13 protein-coding genes are annotated in these 13,857 nt (G+C 64.5%); 6 read left to right on the top strand and 7 right to left on the bottom strand.

Annotated features, from left to right (window positions below; all coding sequences use genetic code 11):
- From VFP86_09605 to VFP86_09625, 5 genes are all read left to right on the top strand, one after another.
- On the top strand, positions 1–315 hold a 315-nt coding region (locus VFP86_09605), incomplete at its 5' end, for a hypothetical protein (protein HET8999888.1).
- Between the two features lie 225 nt (positions 316–540).
- Positions 541–1,149 (top strand): hypothetical protein, encoded by a 609-nt coding sequence (locus VFP86_09610; GenBank protein ID HET8999889.1) that lies wholly within the window; start codon positions 541–543, stop codon positions 1,147–1,149.
- Positions 1,150–1,699: 550 nt separating this feature from the next.
- Positions 1,700–3,088 carry an aminotransferase gene (locus VFP86_09615; protein HET8999890.1) on the top strand — a complete coding sequence of 463 codons (1,389 nt, stop codon included), beginning with the start codon at positions 1,700–1,702 and terminating at the stop codon, positions 3,086–3,088.
- Entirely contained in the window at positions 3,085–4,569 is a 1,485-nt protein-coding gene (locus tag VFP86_09620; protein HET8999891.1) for an amidase family protein, read from the top strand. Before VFP86_09615 ends, VFP86_09620 begins: the two co-directional genes overlap by 4 nt.
- A 16-nt stretch (positions 4,570–4,585) precedes the next feature.
- A complete protein-coding gene (locus VFP86_09625; protein HET8999892.1) occupies positions 4,586–5,545 on the top strand; it encodes an acetamidase/formamidase family protein in 960 nt (319 codons plus the stop codon).
- 275 nt (positions 5,546–5,820) lie between these two features.
- Here the strand turns inward: VFP86_09625 and VFP86_09630 are convergent, their stop codons facing one another.
- The 6 genes from VFP86_09630 to VFP86_09655 form a co-directional block, all read right to left on the bottom strand.
- Positions 5,821–6,810 (bottom strand): ABC transporter ATP-binding protein, encoded by a 990-nt coding sequence (locus VFP86_09630; GenBank protein HET8999893.1) that lies wholly within the window; start codon positions 6,808–6,810, stop codon positions 5,821–5,823.
- The gene (locus tag VFP86_09635; GenBank protein ID HET8999894.1) at positions 6,803–7,783 is read right to left on the bottom strand and encodes an ABC transporter ATP-binding protein; all 981 of its coding nucleotides are present in this window, start codon (positions 7,781–7,783) and stop codon (positions 6,803–6,805) included. The genes VFP86_09630 and VFP86_09635 overlap by 8 nt, the downstream gene beginning before the upstream one ends.
- Positions 7,780–8,631 (bottom strand): ABC transporter permease, encoded by an 852-nt coding sequence (locus VFP86_09640; GenBank protein HET8999895.1) that lies wholly within the window; start codon positions 8,629–8,631, stop codon positions 7,780–7,782. The genes VFP86_09635 and VFP86_09640 overlap by 4 nt, the downstream gene beginning before the upstream one ends.
- A gap of 14 nt (positions 8,632–8,645) precedes the next feature.
- Positions 8,646–9,587: an ABC transporter permease gene (locus VFP86_09645; GenBank protein ID HET8999896.1), complete on the bottom strand. Its 942-nt coding sequence runs from the start codon at positions 9,585–9,587 to the stop codon at positions 8,646–8,648.
- A 13-nt stretch (positions 9,588–9,600) separates the two neighbouring features.
- A complete protein-coding gene (locus VFP86_09650; protein HET8999897.1) occupies positions 9,601–11,139 on the bottom strand; it encodes an ABC transporter substrate-binding protein in 1,539 nt (512 codons plus the stop codon).
- Between the two features lie 141 nt (positions 11,140–11,280).
- The gene (locus VFP86_09655) at positions 11,281–11,550 is read right to left on the bottom strand and encodes a hypothetical protein (GenBank protein ID HET8999898.1); all 270 of its coding nucleotides are present in this window, start codon (positions 11,548–11,550) and stop codon (positions 11,281–11,283) included.
- Positions 11,551–11,743: 193 nt separating this feature from the next.
- Between VFP86_09655 and VFP86_09660 the strand changes: the two genes are divergently transcribed.
- Positions 11,744–13,213 (top strand): hypothetical protein, encoded by a 1,470-nt coding sequence (locus VFP86_09660; protein HET8999899.1) that lies wholly within the window; start codon positions 11,744–11,746, stop codon positions 13,211–13,213.
- 7 nt (positions 13,214–13,220) lie between these two features.
- Here VFP86_09660 and VFP86_09665 read toward each other — a convergent pair whose 3' ends face one another.
- Positions 13,221–13,667, bottom strand: coding sequence for a VOC family protein (locus VFP86_09665; GenBank protein ID HET8999900.1), 447 nt, complete (start codon positions 13,665–13,667; stop codon positions 13,221–13,223).
- Positions 13,668–13,857 lie beyond the last annotated feature (190 nt).

A 13,857-nucleotide genomic window follows, 5' to 3' on the forward strand; every position in this document is an offset into this window, starting at 1 on the left:
AGATATTTGCCGGATGGCGCACCGACCACCGTCGCGAGAATTGGCCCCACCATGTTCCGAGCATTCGTCGTCATCTCCACTGGCGAATTCGAAAGCGGCAACCCGGGGTGGCGCATGGACCGTCCTTCATGTGTCAACGTCCGTTCTGAGGACTGCGCCGCCCGGGGGCACATCCGCAGCGTTGTCCGCTATCGAGGCGAAGAATTTTCCGTCATTGGGCTGTATTTCGCGCACGGCCCCAAGGGGCGACTTGAGTTGCACTACGTCCTGACCACTCTCCAAGAGCGTCTTCAATTGAGCGAAAGAACGAACTAGGCACACGAGGCCCGGAAGGGGAGACCGTGCGGCTGGGGATGATCAGATGACGACGTGCGCGTGAGGGCGGCCGTAGGCCGGAGTGTGGCGGATCTTGTGCTCATCCTCATCGGGGTCAGCCTCTTGATCTCTCCGGTTCCGCATACGGTGATGCGGCGGGACATCACTCCCCCCGCGAGTACGCCCGCGGTCCTCCCGGAGGCCTCCTCGCAGGAGCGCGTGGCGGTGGACGGTGCGTCCGCGGGGACACCTCCTGAGACCGTCGCCCCGCCTGGCCACGATTCCGTATCGACTCGGGAATCGACGACCCCCACGCCGGCCCCTTCCTACTTCGTAAGGATCGGTCCGATTTCTGAATCGAACGCCGCTGAGATTATCCGGCGGCTCGCGGCCGCCCATTATTCAGTACGCAATCAGGATGGCCAAACCGAGCCGCAACGTTTTCGAGTCGTTTCAGACCCCATGCCGCGTCAAGATGCGCACCACCTTGCCTCGACGTTGGCCCGAAGAGGCTTCCCCTCTTTCGTTCGATCGCTCAAAGACGATCAGGTGGAACTGCAGTTTGGCGTGTTCAATATTCAGGGCAATGCGGATGAGTTGGCCGGTCGAATCCGGCAGGAGGGCTATTCGCCCGCAGTCGTCCATGAAGGGGCCGTTCCCATCATCGCGGGCGGCCCCTATTCCGCGGCCTCCGTCACGACCATCATCAAGACCGTCGAATCGGCCATGTCAGACTACGCCGTGACAACGGTCTCGTGCGGGGCCAAGGATCCCCTGATCCACGCCTGGAGGGGCTGGGTCGAGGTGTGCAGGATGCCCCCTTCCGACCGGTGACCAGGTCCCAGGACCTCTAGCGCGCCACTTCCCACGCGCAGTGAGGGCGCGTCACGCGCATGGTCTGTGGGTTCACGTTCGGGTGACGCCCACGCCATGCTTTGAGAGCAAGGAGATACCCGCCGTCCCTCAGCGCCGTATCCATCCGGTCTGTCGAGTTGCCAACATCGGACGGCTCGGCGGGTGGCGGCGGCACGTTGGCGACCTGAGTGGTGTCGACGTCTTGACACACCCACACCTGCGGAGCGCCGGTCCACCTGTCGATGCGGCGGAGGTCGGTCTCGGGCCGCCTTCCCGTTCCACGAGGGTCCCACCACGGAGAAATACTGGTATCGGTGTTCGGCCGCCACCACGAGCAAGGCCGCAGCGAATAGGACGAAGGCAGCGCTGAGGAATACGCGGCTCATGCCCACCCCCGGGAGGTGCTCCAGATAGATCTTACCCATCCTGAGACCGTATGGTCCACGCCGGCTGCGGCGGAGGAGCGAAGCCAGGGGGCAGAGAAGGCGAGGGCACACAACGTCCAGGGAACCGCAGGGGAGGCGCAACGATGACGCCGGGCAACGTGCCCAAGGTCGACAGGAACGCCGTGGTCAAGCAGGATTTGCGGAGCGTGCTGCACCCCATCGTCCCGCCCAAGCAACTCGAAGAGAAGCAGCTCGTGATCGTGGCCGGGCGCGACTCGACGGTGATCGACGCAGACGGCAAGGAGTATCTGGACGCGATGTCAGGGCTCTGGTGCGTCAATATCGGGTACGGCAGGGTCGAGCTGGCCGAGGTCGCCTCTGAGCAGATGCAGTCCCTCGCGTATTTCCCGCACACCGCGATCAACCTTCCGGCTGCTGCGCTGGCCGAGCGCCTCAACAGTCTGCTCGGTGGGGGTCACCACGTCTACTTCGTCAACTCCGGCTCGGAGGCGAACGAGGCAGGGTTTAAGCTGACGCGGCAGTACGCAAAGCAGGAATTCCCCGGGCAGTTCCGCTACAAGCTCATCACCCGCTACTACAGCTACCACGGGACGACGCTCGCCACGCTCGCCGCGGGAGGAATGGGTGACCGCAAGGTCAAGTTCGAGCCGGTCAGCGGCAACGACTTCGTCCACGTCGCACCCCCCTACTGTTACCGCTGTCCGTTCGGGCTGACCTATCCGGCGTGCGAGCTGGCCTGCGTGAAGAACATCGAGTCGACGATCCTCGGCGAGGGGCCGGAGACCGTCGCGGGGGTGCTCGTCGAGCCGATCATGAGCGGGGTGGGGGTGGCGGTGCCTCCCGATGAATATCTGCCTGCCGTCGCCGAGATCTGTCGAAAGTACGATCTCCTCCTCCACGTCGACGAGGTCATCAATGGGTTCGGCCGGACGGGCAAGATGTTTGCCCACCAACACTACGGCGTCAAGCCCGACGTGCTCGCGCTGGCGAAAGGCATCTCGAGCGCCTATCTCCCGATCGCCGCCACCGTCATCACCGACCGGGTGTTCCAATCGTTCTATGGAGATCCCGCGGCCAACCGGCATGTGAGCCAGGTGAACACCTATGGCGGGCACCCCGCGGCCGCTGCGGTCGCCCTCCGCAACATCGAGATCATCATCGAAGAGCGCCTCGCCGATCAGGCGGCGGAGACGGGTCGGTATCTGCTCGACGCGCTCGACACGCTGAAGCACCACCCGTGGGTTGGCGATGTCCGCGGCAAAGGTCTTCTCGCCGGCGTTGAGCTCGTGAAGGACCGGCAGACCAAAGACATCGTGCCCGGTCCGCAGATGCAGGCCCTCAGCGATTTCTGCCTGAGCCGGGGCGTGATCGTCGGCCGGTCCACCAGCGGGCGCGCCGGTGGGAACACGGTGGTGCTCGCTCCGCCGCTCATCATCACGCGGTCGGAGGTCGACCGGATCGTGACGGTGCTCGATGAAGGGATCGCTGCGATGGGTCGGAGCCTGACGTGACCGATCAGAGCGATGCGGACCGGCAGACAGCGGTGGACAGCACGGATCTGTGCTTTACGCCGGCGCTCGAACTCAAGCGCCTCATCGGCGATCGGCGGCTCTCCCCGGTGGAACTCATCGAGGCCGTGTTGGCTCGGATCCAGCGGCTTAACCCGGTGCTGAATGCCTTCCTGACCGTGACGGCCGATCGCGCGCGCGAGGCAGCCAGGGCGGCGGAGGCGCGGGCCCTCAAGGGCGCCCCCGCGGGACCGCTCGATGGCATCCCATACTCCCTGAAGGATCTTGAGCCCACCGCCGGCATTCGCACGACCTACGGGTCGAAGTGGTTCGAGCACCATATCCCGACCGAGGACGGTGTGATCGCGGAGCGGCTCCGGGCGGCGGGGGGAATCCTCCTCGGCAAGACCAACACCCCCCACTTCGGGTACAAGGACATGTGCGACAATCTGCTTGGGCCGCCCTGCCGCAACCCCTGGAAACTGGACCGCACTTCGGGCGCCTCGTCGGGGGGCGGGGGAGCCGCGGTCGCGGCCGGGCTCGGCGCGGTGGCGCACGGCTCGGACGGGGCGGGCTCGATCCGGATCCCCGCGGCGTTGTGCGGGATCTTTGGCATGAAACCGTCGTTCGGCCGGGTCCCCTATCACCCCAGTGCGGATTATTGGGCGGCCAGGTCGCACAACGGCCCGATGGCCCGAACGGTGCGCGATGCCGCCTTGGTGTTGGGCGTCATGGCCGGGCCCGACGCGCGCGATCCGCTCTCCATCGACGCGCCGCCCGAAGACTATGTTCGCGCGTGCGACGGGGACCTGAAAAACCGTCGGGTGGCGTGGAGCCCGGATCTCGGGTATGCCGCGGTGGATCCGGAGATCCGGGCTATCGCGGAGCGGGCCGCGCGCCGCTTCGGCGAGCTCGGCTGTGTCCTAGAGGCGCCGGCGATCGATTGGCCCTCTCCTCGCGATTTCCATGCCGTCCTCTATCAAGTCAGTGTCGCCGCGCGCCACGTCGACCGGGCCAACGAGCGGCCCGATTGGATCGAGCCGACCCTCATGCGGATGATCCTCGCTGGCGGACGCCTCAGCGCGATCGAGCATGGCAAGGCGCTGCTGGCCCGCAGCGTATTCTACAATGCGGTCAGCCGGTTCTTTGAGAAGTATGATCTGCTGCTGACACCGCAGATGCCGGTCGGCGCCTGGTCGGTTGAGCCCGGTCCCGACGAAGGCGTGAAAGCGATCGGAGGCCGGCCCACGCCCACGATGTTCGATCGGCTGCCCTTCACCTACCCGTTCAACCTCACCGGGCAGCCGGCCGCGACCGTCCCCTGCGGATTCACCGCCGAGGGCCTCCCGGTCGGTCTCCAGATCGTCGGCCGGTGGCACGACGACGCGCTGGTTCTTCGAGCGGCGGCGGGCTTTGAGGCGATCCAGCCGTGGGCGCAGCACCGTCCCCCTCTCGAGGAGGGCGTCGGCGCCGGGCCTTCATAGGGATCGAGGGGAGTGGATGCAACGGATCGCACGTGAACAAGCCCGGAAATATGCATTTAATCCGAGCGATGCGCCACTGCTCCGCGTGAAGTGCGGCGAGCGGTTCGAAGTCGAGACCTATGATGCCAGCACGGGCTACTTCCGCACAGAGAACGACAAAGCGGTTCCCGCCCGCCGGCCCGGCTTTGACCGGGTGCCCCCGCTGACCAACCCGATCGCGGGTCCGATCTGGCTGGATGGAGCGGAACGCGGTGACACGCTCATCGTCATGATCGAGGACATCGCCGTCGACGAGTACTCCTGGATCGCGATTGGGCCCGGGCGCGGGCCGCTCGGAGAATCTTCCCGCTGGCCTGAGTTGTCCCGGGAGTACACGACACGAATCTTTCGCCATACCCTCGGACCCAGCGGCACCCGTCGAGACGGCACCCTGCGCTTCAACGACCGCATCTCTTGGCCCCTCAGCCCGTTTATCGGCACGCTTGGCGTCGCGCCGGATCGCGAGGTGACGACAAGCGGTGATGGCCAAGGAGAATGGGGCGGCAACCTTGACATCCGGGACGTAGCGCCCGGCAATCGCATCCTCCTCCCGATCTTTCACCCGGGGGGACTCTTCTATCTCGGGGACGCGCACGCCAGCCAGGGAGATACCGAATTCACCGGGACCGCAGCGGAGACGAAGGCCACCGTACGGGTGCAGCTGGATCTGATCAAAGGCAAACGGGTCCCCTGGATGAGGATCGAAAAGCCTACGTCGATCGTGTCCGTGTACGCGTATCGGCCGCTGGAAGTGGCCGTGGAGACGGCAACGCTACACCTCATGGATTGGCTGATCACCGAGCACGACTTTACGCCCACTGACGCGTATTGCCTGGTCAGTACGTGTCCGGACTTCCGCATCAACGTGTACCAGATGTGCAGGGTCGGGAAACTGAACTACGTGGCCGGGGCAGAGATCCCCAAGCGCTACCTATGACCGATGGTGGCCCGCCTGGCGCCGCTCCCGACCTCGGGAAGCAGCCCCGCAGATCACTAGGCAGCGCGGTGCGTATCCGTTACAATTGCGTATGATGAAACATCTTCAGTCGAAAGCCGCATCGATCATTGTCGTGTTGACGTGGTGGGTCATCGTCAACCTGCAGGTTGTCCTCGGACCATACGGGAACATCAGCCAATGCTCTTCCGCCGCGGCAGACTACGCAAAAGCACATAATGTCGTGGCGACGTGCCAGTGGGATAAATAGCGGTCACCTATCGGTTGGGGCGCGCTTCCGCCACGTGGCAGGCGGCGGCGTGCCCGGGCAGGATTTCCTTGAGTTCAGGCGATTCCTGGAGGCACCGGTCAATCTTCCAGGGACACCGCGGGTGAAACCGGCAGCCGTGAGGGACGTGGACGGCGCTGGGCGGTTCCCCCTCGATCGGAATTTCCTCGCGCCCGCCGCCGACCTCGGGGACCGCCGATAGCAGGGCGATGGTGTACGGGTGTTGGGGCCTGGCGAACAACTCTGCGGTGGGCGTCCACTCCACGATTTTCCCCAGGTACATGACGGCAACCTCATCGCTCAGGTAGCGAACCACACGAAGATCGTGCGAGATAAAGATCATCGTGAGCCCAAGCGACGCGCGCAGGTCGAGCAGGAGCTGCAGGATCTGGGCCTGGATCGAGACGTCGAGCGCGGAGAGCGGCTCGTCGGCGATCAGGAGCTCGGGTTCCACGGCAAGCGCGCGCGCGATCCCGATGCGCTGCCGCTGGCCGCCCGAGAATTCGCCGGGATACTTGTGCGCGTCGGTGGGGCTCAATCCGACTTGGGTGAGGAGCTGCGCGACCCTTCGGCCTCGCTCCCGCGGCGATCGAATCCCGTGGACATTCAGGACTTCCAGCAACGTCCCGGCGATCGTCTGGCGCGGATTGAGCGAGGAGTACGGATCCTGAAACACCACCTGCATCCGCTTGCGGTAGGGGGCGAGGTCGCCCTCCGTGATCTGCATCAGGTCGACGCCGTTGAAGCGCACCTCGCCCTGGTCGGCGTCGTAGAGGCGGAGAATGCAGCGCCCGAGGGTGCTCTTCCCGCACCCCGACTCGCCCACGAGGCCTAACGTCTTCCCCCGCGTCAGGGTGAAGGACACGCCGTCAACCGCGCGCACCGTCTCCGGCGGCCGCCGCAAGGCCGCGTCGAGGAGGGTGTGGGGCAGGGGGAAGTGCTTGACGAGGTTGCGGACCTCGAGGAGCGGCTCAGGCACCGGCGACGCCCTCCAGCTGGTCCGCCTTGAGACAGCGGCTCCAGTGGCCGTCCCCGACCTTGACGAATGGCACCTCGCCGGTCCGACACTCGTCCGAGGCCCACGAGCACCGAGGCGCGAAGGGACATCCCGGCCCCAGCCCGATGAGATCGGGCGGGAGCCCGGGAATCGGCTCCAGCGGCCGGCCGCGGTCGACGCTGGGTATCGACCTGATCAGTCCGATCGTGTACGGGTGGCGCGGCCGCGCGAACAGATCTCTTTTGGGGGCCAGCTCCATGATCTGCCCGGCGTACATGACCGCCACCCGATCGACCACGTGGTACACGACGCCCAGATCGTGGGTGACGAGGATCAGCGCCATCCCATATTCCCGCTGAAGCCTGACGATGAGGCGGAGGATCTGGGCTTGAATCGTCACATCAAGCGCGGTTGTCGGCTCATCGGCCAAGAGGAGAGCCGGCTGCCGCGCCAGCGCCATCGCCAGCATGACACGCTGCCGCTGTCCCCCGGAGAGTTCATGGGCATACGCGTGCAGGCGCCGCTCGGGATCGGGGATCCCCACGTGGCGTAGCAGCTCCAAGGCCCCGTCGCGCCGAGCAGAGGGGGAGGCGGCCGGGGAGAGGGTCTCGGTGATCTGCTCTTCCACGGTCAGCACCGGGTTCAGGGCGGTCATCGGATCCTGAAAGACCATGACGACTCCGCTGCCGCGAATCCGCTCCAGCTCCCGCTCAGTGAGGCGGACCAAATTCCGTCCCTTGAAGGTGACGGTCCCCCCGGTAATGCGTCCCGGCGGATGAACGAGGCGGAGGATGGCGCGGCAGGTCATACTCTTGCCCGATCCTGATTCGCCCACGAGCGCAAACGTTTCCCCGCGGTCGATGGTAAAGCTGACGCCGCGCACGGCTTGGACGATCCCCCGCGGCGTGGGGATCTCGACGCGCAGATCGTCGACCACGAGGAGCGGTTCGCTCACTGGCCCCGGACGCGGAGCAGGTCGGCGACGCCATCCCCGAGCAGGATGAACGCGAGGCCTGTATACATGCACGCGAACCCGGGCATGGTGGCGACCCACCAACCGCCGGACAGGAACTCGCGCCCCTCAGCGATCATCATCCCCCACTCGGGCGCCGGCGGCCGGATCCCCAAGCCCAGGAACCCCAACGCCGCTGTGGTGAGGATGATCAGGACGACGTCGGAGGCGGCAAAGATGACCGCCGATGGGATCGCGTTCAAGAGGATGTGCCCCATGATGATGCGCGACCTCCGGAACCCCAGCGCTCGCGCCGCGGCCACGTACTCCAGCTGCTTTTCGCGCAGGACCTCGCTGCGCACAAGCCTGGAATAGGTGACCCACCCCACCCCGCCAATGGCCAGGAAGATGTTCACCTCTCCCGGCCCGAGAAAGGCGACGACCGCGATCACGAGGACAAGGAAGGGGACGGCGGTGATCACGTCGACCGTTCGCATCACGACGGCATCGACCCAGCCTCCGGAATAGCCGGCGACCGCCCCCGCGACGGACCCGAAGAGAAACGGGAAGACCACCGCCAGGACGCCGATGCGCAAGTCGATGCCCGCTCCGTACAGCACCCGTGTCAGCACGTCCCGGCCGAAGTTATCCGTGCCGAACGGGTGCGCGAAACTCGGCGCCTGCAGGAGCACGTCGAAGTTCTGCGCGTTCGGATCGTACGATGTCAGCAGTGGGGCCAGCAGGGCCGCGCCGGCGAGCAGCAGCAGCATCGTCCCGCCGGCGACGAAGCTGGACGGGAGGCGCCTCTTGATGGCGGAGAACGCCATGGCGTGCTGGATCACCGCGTGCACGACCTGGCTCGCTCCTAGCCCATCCGGACCCGCGGATCGAGCAGCGGGTACACGAGGTCGGTGGCGAGGTTGATGAGCATCGCCCCGATCGCAAAGGTCAGGGTGAGGGTTTGCACGACCATGTAATCGCGGGCCATGATAGAATCGACCATCCATGACCCGAGCCCCGGGAGGGCGAAGACCGTCTCGATGATCACCGATCCGCCGATGGCGTAGGAGAGGCGGACGCCGATCAGCGTCACGATGGGCAGCAGGGCGGCTCGAAGCACGTGCCGGACCTGGACGTCTCTGTACGTGAGCCCCTTGGCTCGGGCGAAGTCCACGAAGGTGGTCTGCTGGACGTCGATCAGAGACGATCGAAGGTTGCGGGTGAGCACGGCGGTGAAGGCGTTGGACAGCGTCAGCGCGGGCAGAAAGAGATACCGAAGGTGCCCCACGAACCCTTCTCCGTACCCGGCTGCGGGGAACCACCGCAACCGGAGGGCAAACACGATGAGCAGCAGGATGCCGATCCAGAACGGCGGCGAGGCCAGCGGGAGCGTGATCAGGCCGCGCACCAGTTGATCGGGCCAGCGGTCCCGGTTCGCCGCCGCGATGATCGCCAGCGGCACGGCGATCATGACCGAGAGCAGCATGCTGTAGATAACCAGGAAGAGCGTGACGCCCATCCGGCGAGGCAGCAGATCGACGACCGGCGTCCGGTAGCGCAGTGACTGCCCCAGGTTGCCCGTGGCCAGGTTGTGCATGTAGGTCGTATACTGCTGCCAGAGGGGGCGGTCCAGGCCCCACTGCTGGTGCAGGGCGCGGACCGCGGCATCGCTGGCGCGATCCCCGAGAATCGTGGACGCGGGATCGCCGGGCAGTAGCTTGATGAGCAGAAAGATCAGGACCGTGACGAACAGAGCGACCGGCAGAGTCTGCCCGACCCGCTTGGTCGCGTAGGTCAGGAGGGCCAAGGAGAGAGCGGTCCTATTCGCCGACCGCGACGTTCTTGAAGATCCACGGCCCGGTCGCCATCTGCACAAACCCCGTCATCTTCTTGTTGATCGCGATGGTGTATGGCGCATAGTACAGCCAGATCAGCGGGGAATCCCTGAGTGCCACGTCCTGGATCTTGTAATAGATCTCCCGGCGCTTCTCGGGAGTGATCTCCCGCAGCCCCCGCGCCAGCAGGTCGTCCATTTCCTTGGTCTGATAGCCGCTGTGATAGGATTGGCTCTCCGTGTAGCCCAACTCGTAGGCGCCCAGCTGCGACGGGTCCGGGATGTCGTTCGTCCAGCCGGAGATGTTCACCTGGAACTGGTTTGCGCGGTACCGTTGGGTGGCCGCGGCCCGGTCGAGCGGCTCCAATTCCAAGTTCACGCCGATCTTGGCCCACATCGCTTTGAGGGCGACCGCCGTGGGTTCTTGCACGGCGTCGCCTGTGCGGTAGAGGAGCTTCAAGGTCAAGGGAGTCTTGACGCCGGACTCCGTGAGAAGTTGCTGCGCCTTGGCCAGGTCTCGAGTGTAGCCCTTCGCGTTCTTGTTGTAATACGGTGTCGTCATCGGCAGGAACGTCGTCGCGGGGGTGCAGTAGCCGAAACAGACGGCTCGAACGATGGCATACCGGTCGGTCGCATAGGCCAGCGCCTGGCGGACCTTGACGTTATTGAGCGGCGCCTCGCGCATATTCAGCGAAAGGTGCGCCACGGCGGTCGACGGGTTGAGCTGCATCTGCAGCCGGGAGTCCCGCTTGAGCTCAGCCACACGCGAGAACGGCGGATAGTCAATTCCGTCGACCTCACCTGACTGGACCGCGATGATCCGAGCGTTGTCGTCGGGGATGTACCGGAGATGCAATTCGGGCGACTTCGGCAGGCCCTTCTCGAAGTAGTTGGGGTTGGCTTTCATCACCAGCTCTTCACCCTTCTTCCATTCGACCAGCATGAAGGGTCCCGAGCCGACGGGCTTGTTGGAGATCTGGTCCTGCTTTGCGTCTTTGAAGACCTTCTCGGACAGGACGCTGTTGGAGAACAGCGAGACGTCCGCCAGGAACGGTGCCCACGGTTCCTTCAACGTGATGACCACCGTCGAGTCGTCCCGCGCGGCGATCTCCTGGACCGGTTCCAGCGCCCACTGCCACGGCCCCTTGACGTCATGAGCCCGTTTGAGCGACCAGACGACGTCGCCGGCCTTCACTGGATCGCCGGTGGAAAATCGCGCATCCTTTCGTAGGAAGAAGGTCCACGTCTTGCCGTCGGCGGAAGTCGTCCACCGCTCCGCCAGGTCGGGGTCGAAGCCGTCCCCCTTGATATTGACCCGCACCAGTTGCTGGTAGATCTGCATAAACGCCCAGATGTCCGGGTTGGCATCCTGGGTCACGGGGTCGAGGTTTTCCGCCCCGCGGTTGACACCGAACCGAATCACCTTCTTGAACTGCTGCCCGGACACATTCGGCGCAGGCGAAGAACCCACCAGCGCGAAGACGAGTGCGACCGTGAAGGCCAGGACCATGTGTACCCTGCGCATCGGCCTTCCCCCTAATGGATGAGATTGTCGCGCAGATTCTGCGGGTTGAGAAATATGTCCTGCGCTGGCGCGGCGGCCGACCGCTGCGCCTGCCGGGAGCCCGAGGATTCGATCAGAGACTCGTGCGGAGAGTGGTCTCGCTCAACCTCTCAGGACGTTGACGGCCAGATATTCGCTCGTCGGCGCAACCGTGTGGACCTGACGCCGCCCGTTGGCTTGGAAATCTTTGACGAGGCGCTTGGCTCGCTTCCAGGCCTCTGCCTCATCCGGGGCGTCGCTGCATCCCAACAGTCTTCCCCACTGCGCTCTGGCGGTGGACGTCGCGCTGGAGAGGGTCACGAACCAAAGCCACCGATCGTCACTGGCGAACACCATCAGGCTGTATGTGTGACCACCGTCGATGATTGTCATCTCACTCCCATTGATGCCCCAGAATCGCATCGCTCGGTCGATGTTCAGCGCTCCGTCATGCCTTTGATATAGAGAGATCAGTCTTTCGATAGGAGCGCGGGCAGAGTTTACAGAACATCGGGGGGATTTGTCGGATTGTCATGGCGATTGGTGACGCGATGGGAAACCGGGTTCGGCGAAGGAGGGATCGATCGTGGGGCGTAAGCTCTTTGGCATCACCGGAGTGACCGCGGCGATCATACTCGTGTTGGGCGCCGCATCCACGTTTGGTCAGGGGTCCGGAGCTCGCGTCCCTGAACCTCCGCCCCTGTCCGGCCAAAAGCCGTTCAACCTTACCCTCGAAGAGACGAAGAAATATTCGCGGGCCAAGAACTTTGAGGTGGTCGGTCACAACTACTTCAAGGGGGATTGGGTCACCCCATCCGCCATCAAGCAGGGGATGGGTTGCGGGTTCAACGTGCCCCGGGTATACAAAGGCATCGGGTACTTTGCGGGATACGACGATCCTCCCACGTGTTTCGGCGTGCTGATCGCGGATGTCAGCAACCCGGCGAACATGAAGGTCCTCAGCGTCATCCCCTGCAACCCCGGCACCCGATGCAGCTATATCCGCCTGAACACCAGCCGGAAGATCCTCGTCGTCGGCATGGATACCAGCAAGGTCAACCCGAAGCAACCGGACGGCGCGGCGGTCGCGCAAGCTGGGTTCAGTTTCTATGACGTCTCCAACCCCCGCGCCCCGCGACTCCTGGGGTTCCACTTGACGATGCCGCACGGGGCCACGCACGGGTTTGAGATCGATGACCGATACGTCTATGGGTGCGCCACGACGGCGCAGACGAAACCCGCGAACCACGAAGTCGTCATCCTTGATTATCACGATCCCCAGCACCCCAGTCTCGTGAGCGAGGTCCACATTCAGGGGCAGTACTTGGAAGAGGCCTATGAGCCCAGGGATCAGAAGAACTTGGATGGATCTCCGCAGCATATCTGGTGTCACGAAATCAACTACCACAAAGATCGGCTCTATGTTGCCTGGCGGGACGCCGGTATGGTGATCGTCGATGTGAGCGATCGGGCCAACCCGAAGATCATCTCACGTCTGGACTACGTGCCGCCCTTCCACGGCGGCCCCTCGGGGGCCACACACACCGTCTTGCCCGTCGTCACCGACCCCAACACGCATCCCACACTGGTCGTCCTCACGGATGAGATCATTGCCTGCCCGCCCGGGTTTGGCCGCATTGTGGATATCTCGTATCTCCCGAACCCCCAGGTGCTTGCAACACTCCGCATTCCGCACGTGACCGACAACTTTAACTCCGCGACCGGGAAATTCAGCTGTCCATCGAACGGCGAATACATCCATCATCCGCGGTTTGACCTGCGGTCGTCCAGCCTGCTGTACACGGCATGGATCGATCAGGGAGTCCGGGTGTGGGATATCTCCAATCCCTTCCTGCCGCGCGAGGTGGGGTATTATCTCTCGCCGCGGTATCCGGGGCGATTCCCGAACCGGCAGGTCCGGGAGGTCTACCAAGACAGCGACACGGCGCTGATCTACATGGCGGATGCCAACGGCGCAGGGATCACCGTCCTGCGGTGGACCGGTCCCATCCCGCCCAGGCCTCCTGTCCCTGCCGCCGTTCCGGGTGCGCGTTAGCGAACGCTCATCGCGGGGCTCCCGCGGAAACTCCGGGGGTCCGCTCGATTAATTGATAGGAAATTCCGCCGGTCGTCTCCTCGACGGTCCAGATGCTCAACGTGTTCCCGCTTCGCCGCGGTTCGGGCGTGGTGGTCCGCACCCCAAGCGGGGCCAGTTGAGCCAGCGCGTTGGCGAGGCTGTCAACCTCGACCGCGATGTGTTCGATGCGTGCCCGCCCGCGTTCTCCCAGCCGCTTCCGCCGAGCCTCCGCGTCTCCGATTTCGATCACTTCGATGTCTACATCACCGCAGCCATAGAACTCCCCGTGAATCCGCCCCTCGGGTACGTCCACGGATCGCCGTAAAGGCAGGCCGAATACTCCCGTCAGCCATCGCCGGGCTTCCTCGAGATTATCCACGATGACGCCGACGTGATCGATCCGCCTGAACATCGAGCGAGGAACTGGTGTCACTTTCCTCCCCCCTCTGCCGGTGCGTCGCGCTTCAGTGGGTGTCGTTTCTCATTGATCGGGGGAACCCCTTTCACGGGCGGGAGGACAAAAAAGAATAGGACCGGCTAAGGCTCACCGCGCCTCTAGGGGGAGGGTGTACGGCAGAACCAGGACGCCGTGGCCGGGCGTGCCGCCGGGGCAACGACACGCT

The organism is bacterium, from assembly GCA_035703895.1.
Classification (GTDB): Bacteria; Sysuimicrobiota; Sysuimicrobiia; order Sysuimicrobiales; family Segetimicrobiaceae; genus Segetimicrobium.

What these genes read in the sequence shown, in the direction of transcription:
- VFP86_09615 (HET8999890.1), top strand. Translation starts at nt 1,700, where the DNA reads ATGACGCCGGGCAACGTGCCCAAGGTCGACAGGAACGCCGTGGTCAAG.
- VFP86_09625 (HET8999892.1), top strand. Translation starts at nt 4,586, where the DNA reads ATGCAACGGATCGCACGTGAACAAGCCCGGAAATATGCATTTAATCCG.
- VFP86_09650 (HET8999897.1), bottom strand. Translation starts at nt 11,139, where the DNA reads ATGCGCAGGGTACACATGGTCCTGGCCTTCACGGTCGCACTCGTCTTC.
- VFP86_09655 (HET8999898.1), bottom strand. Translation starts at nt 11,550, where the DNA reads ATGACAATCATCGACGGTGGTCACACATACAGCCTGATGGTGTTCGCC.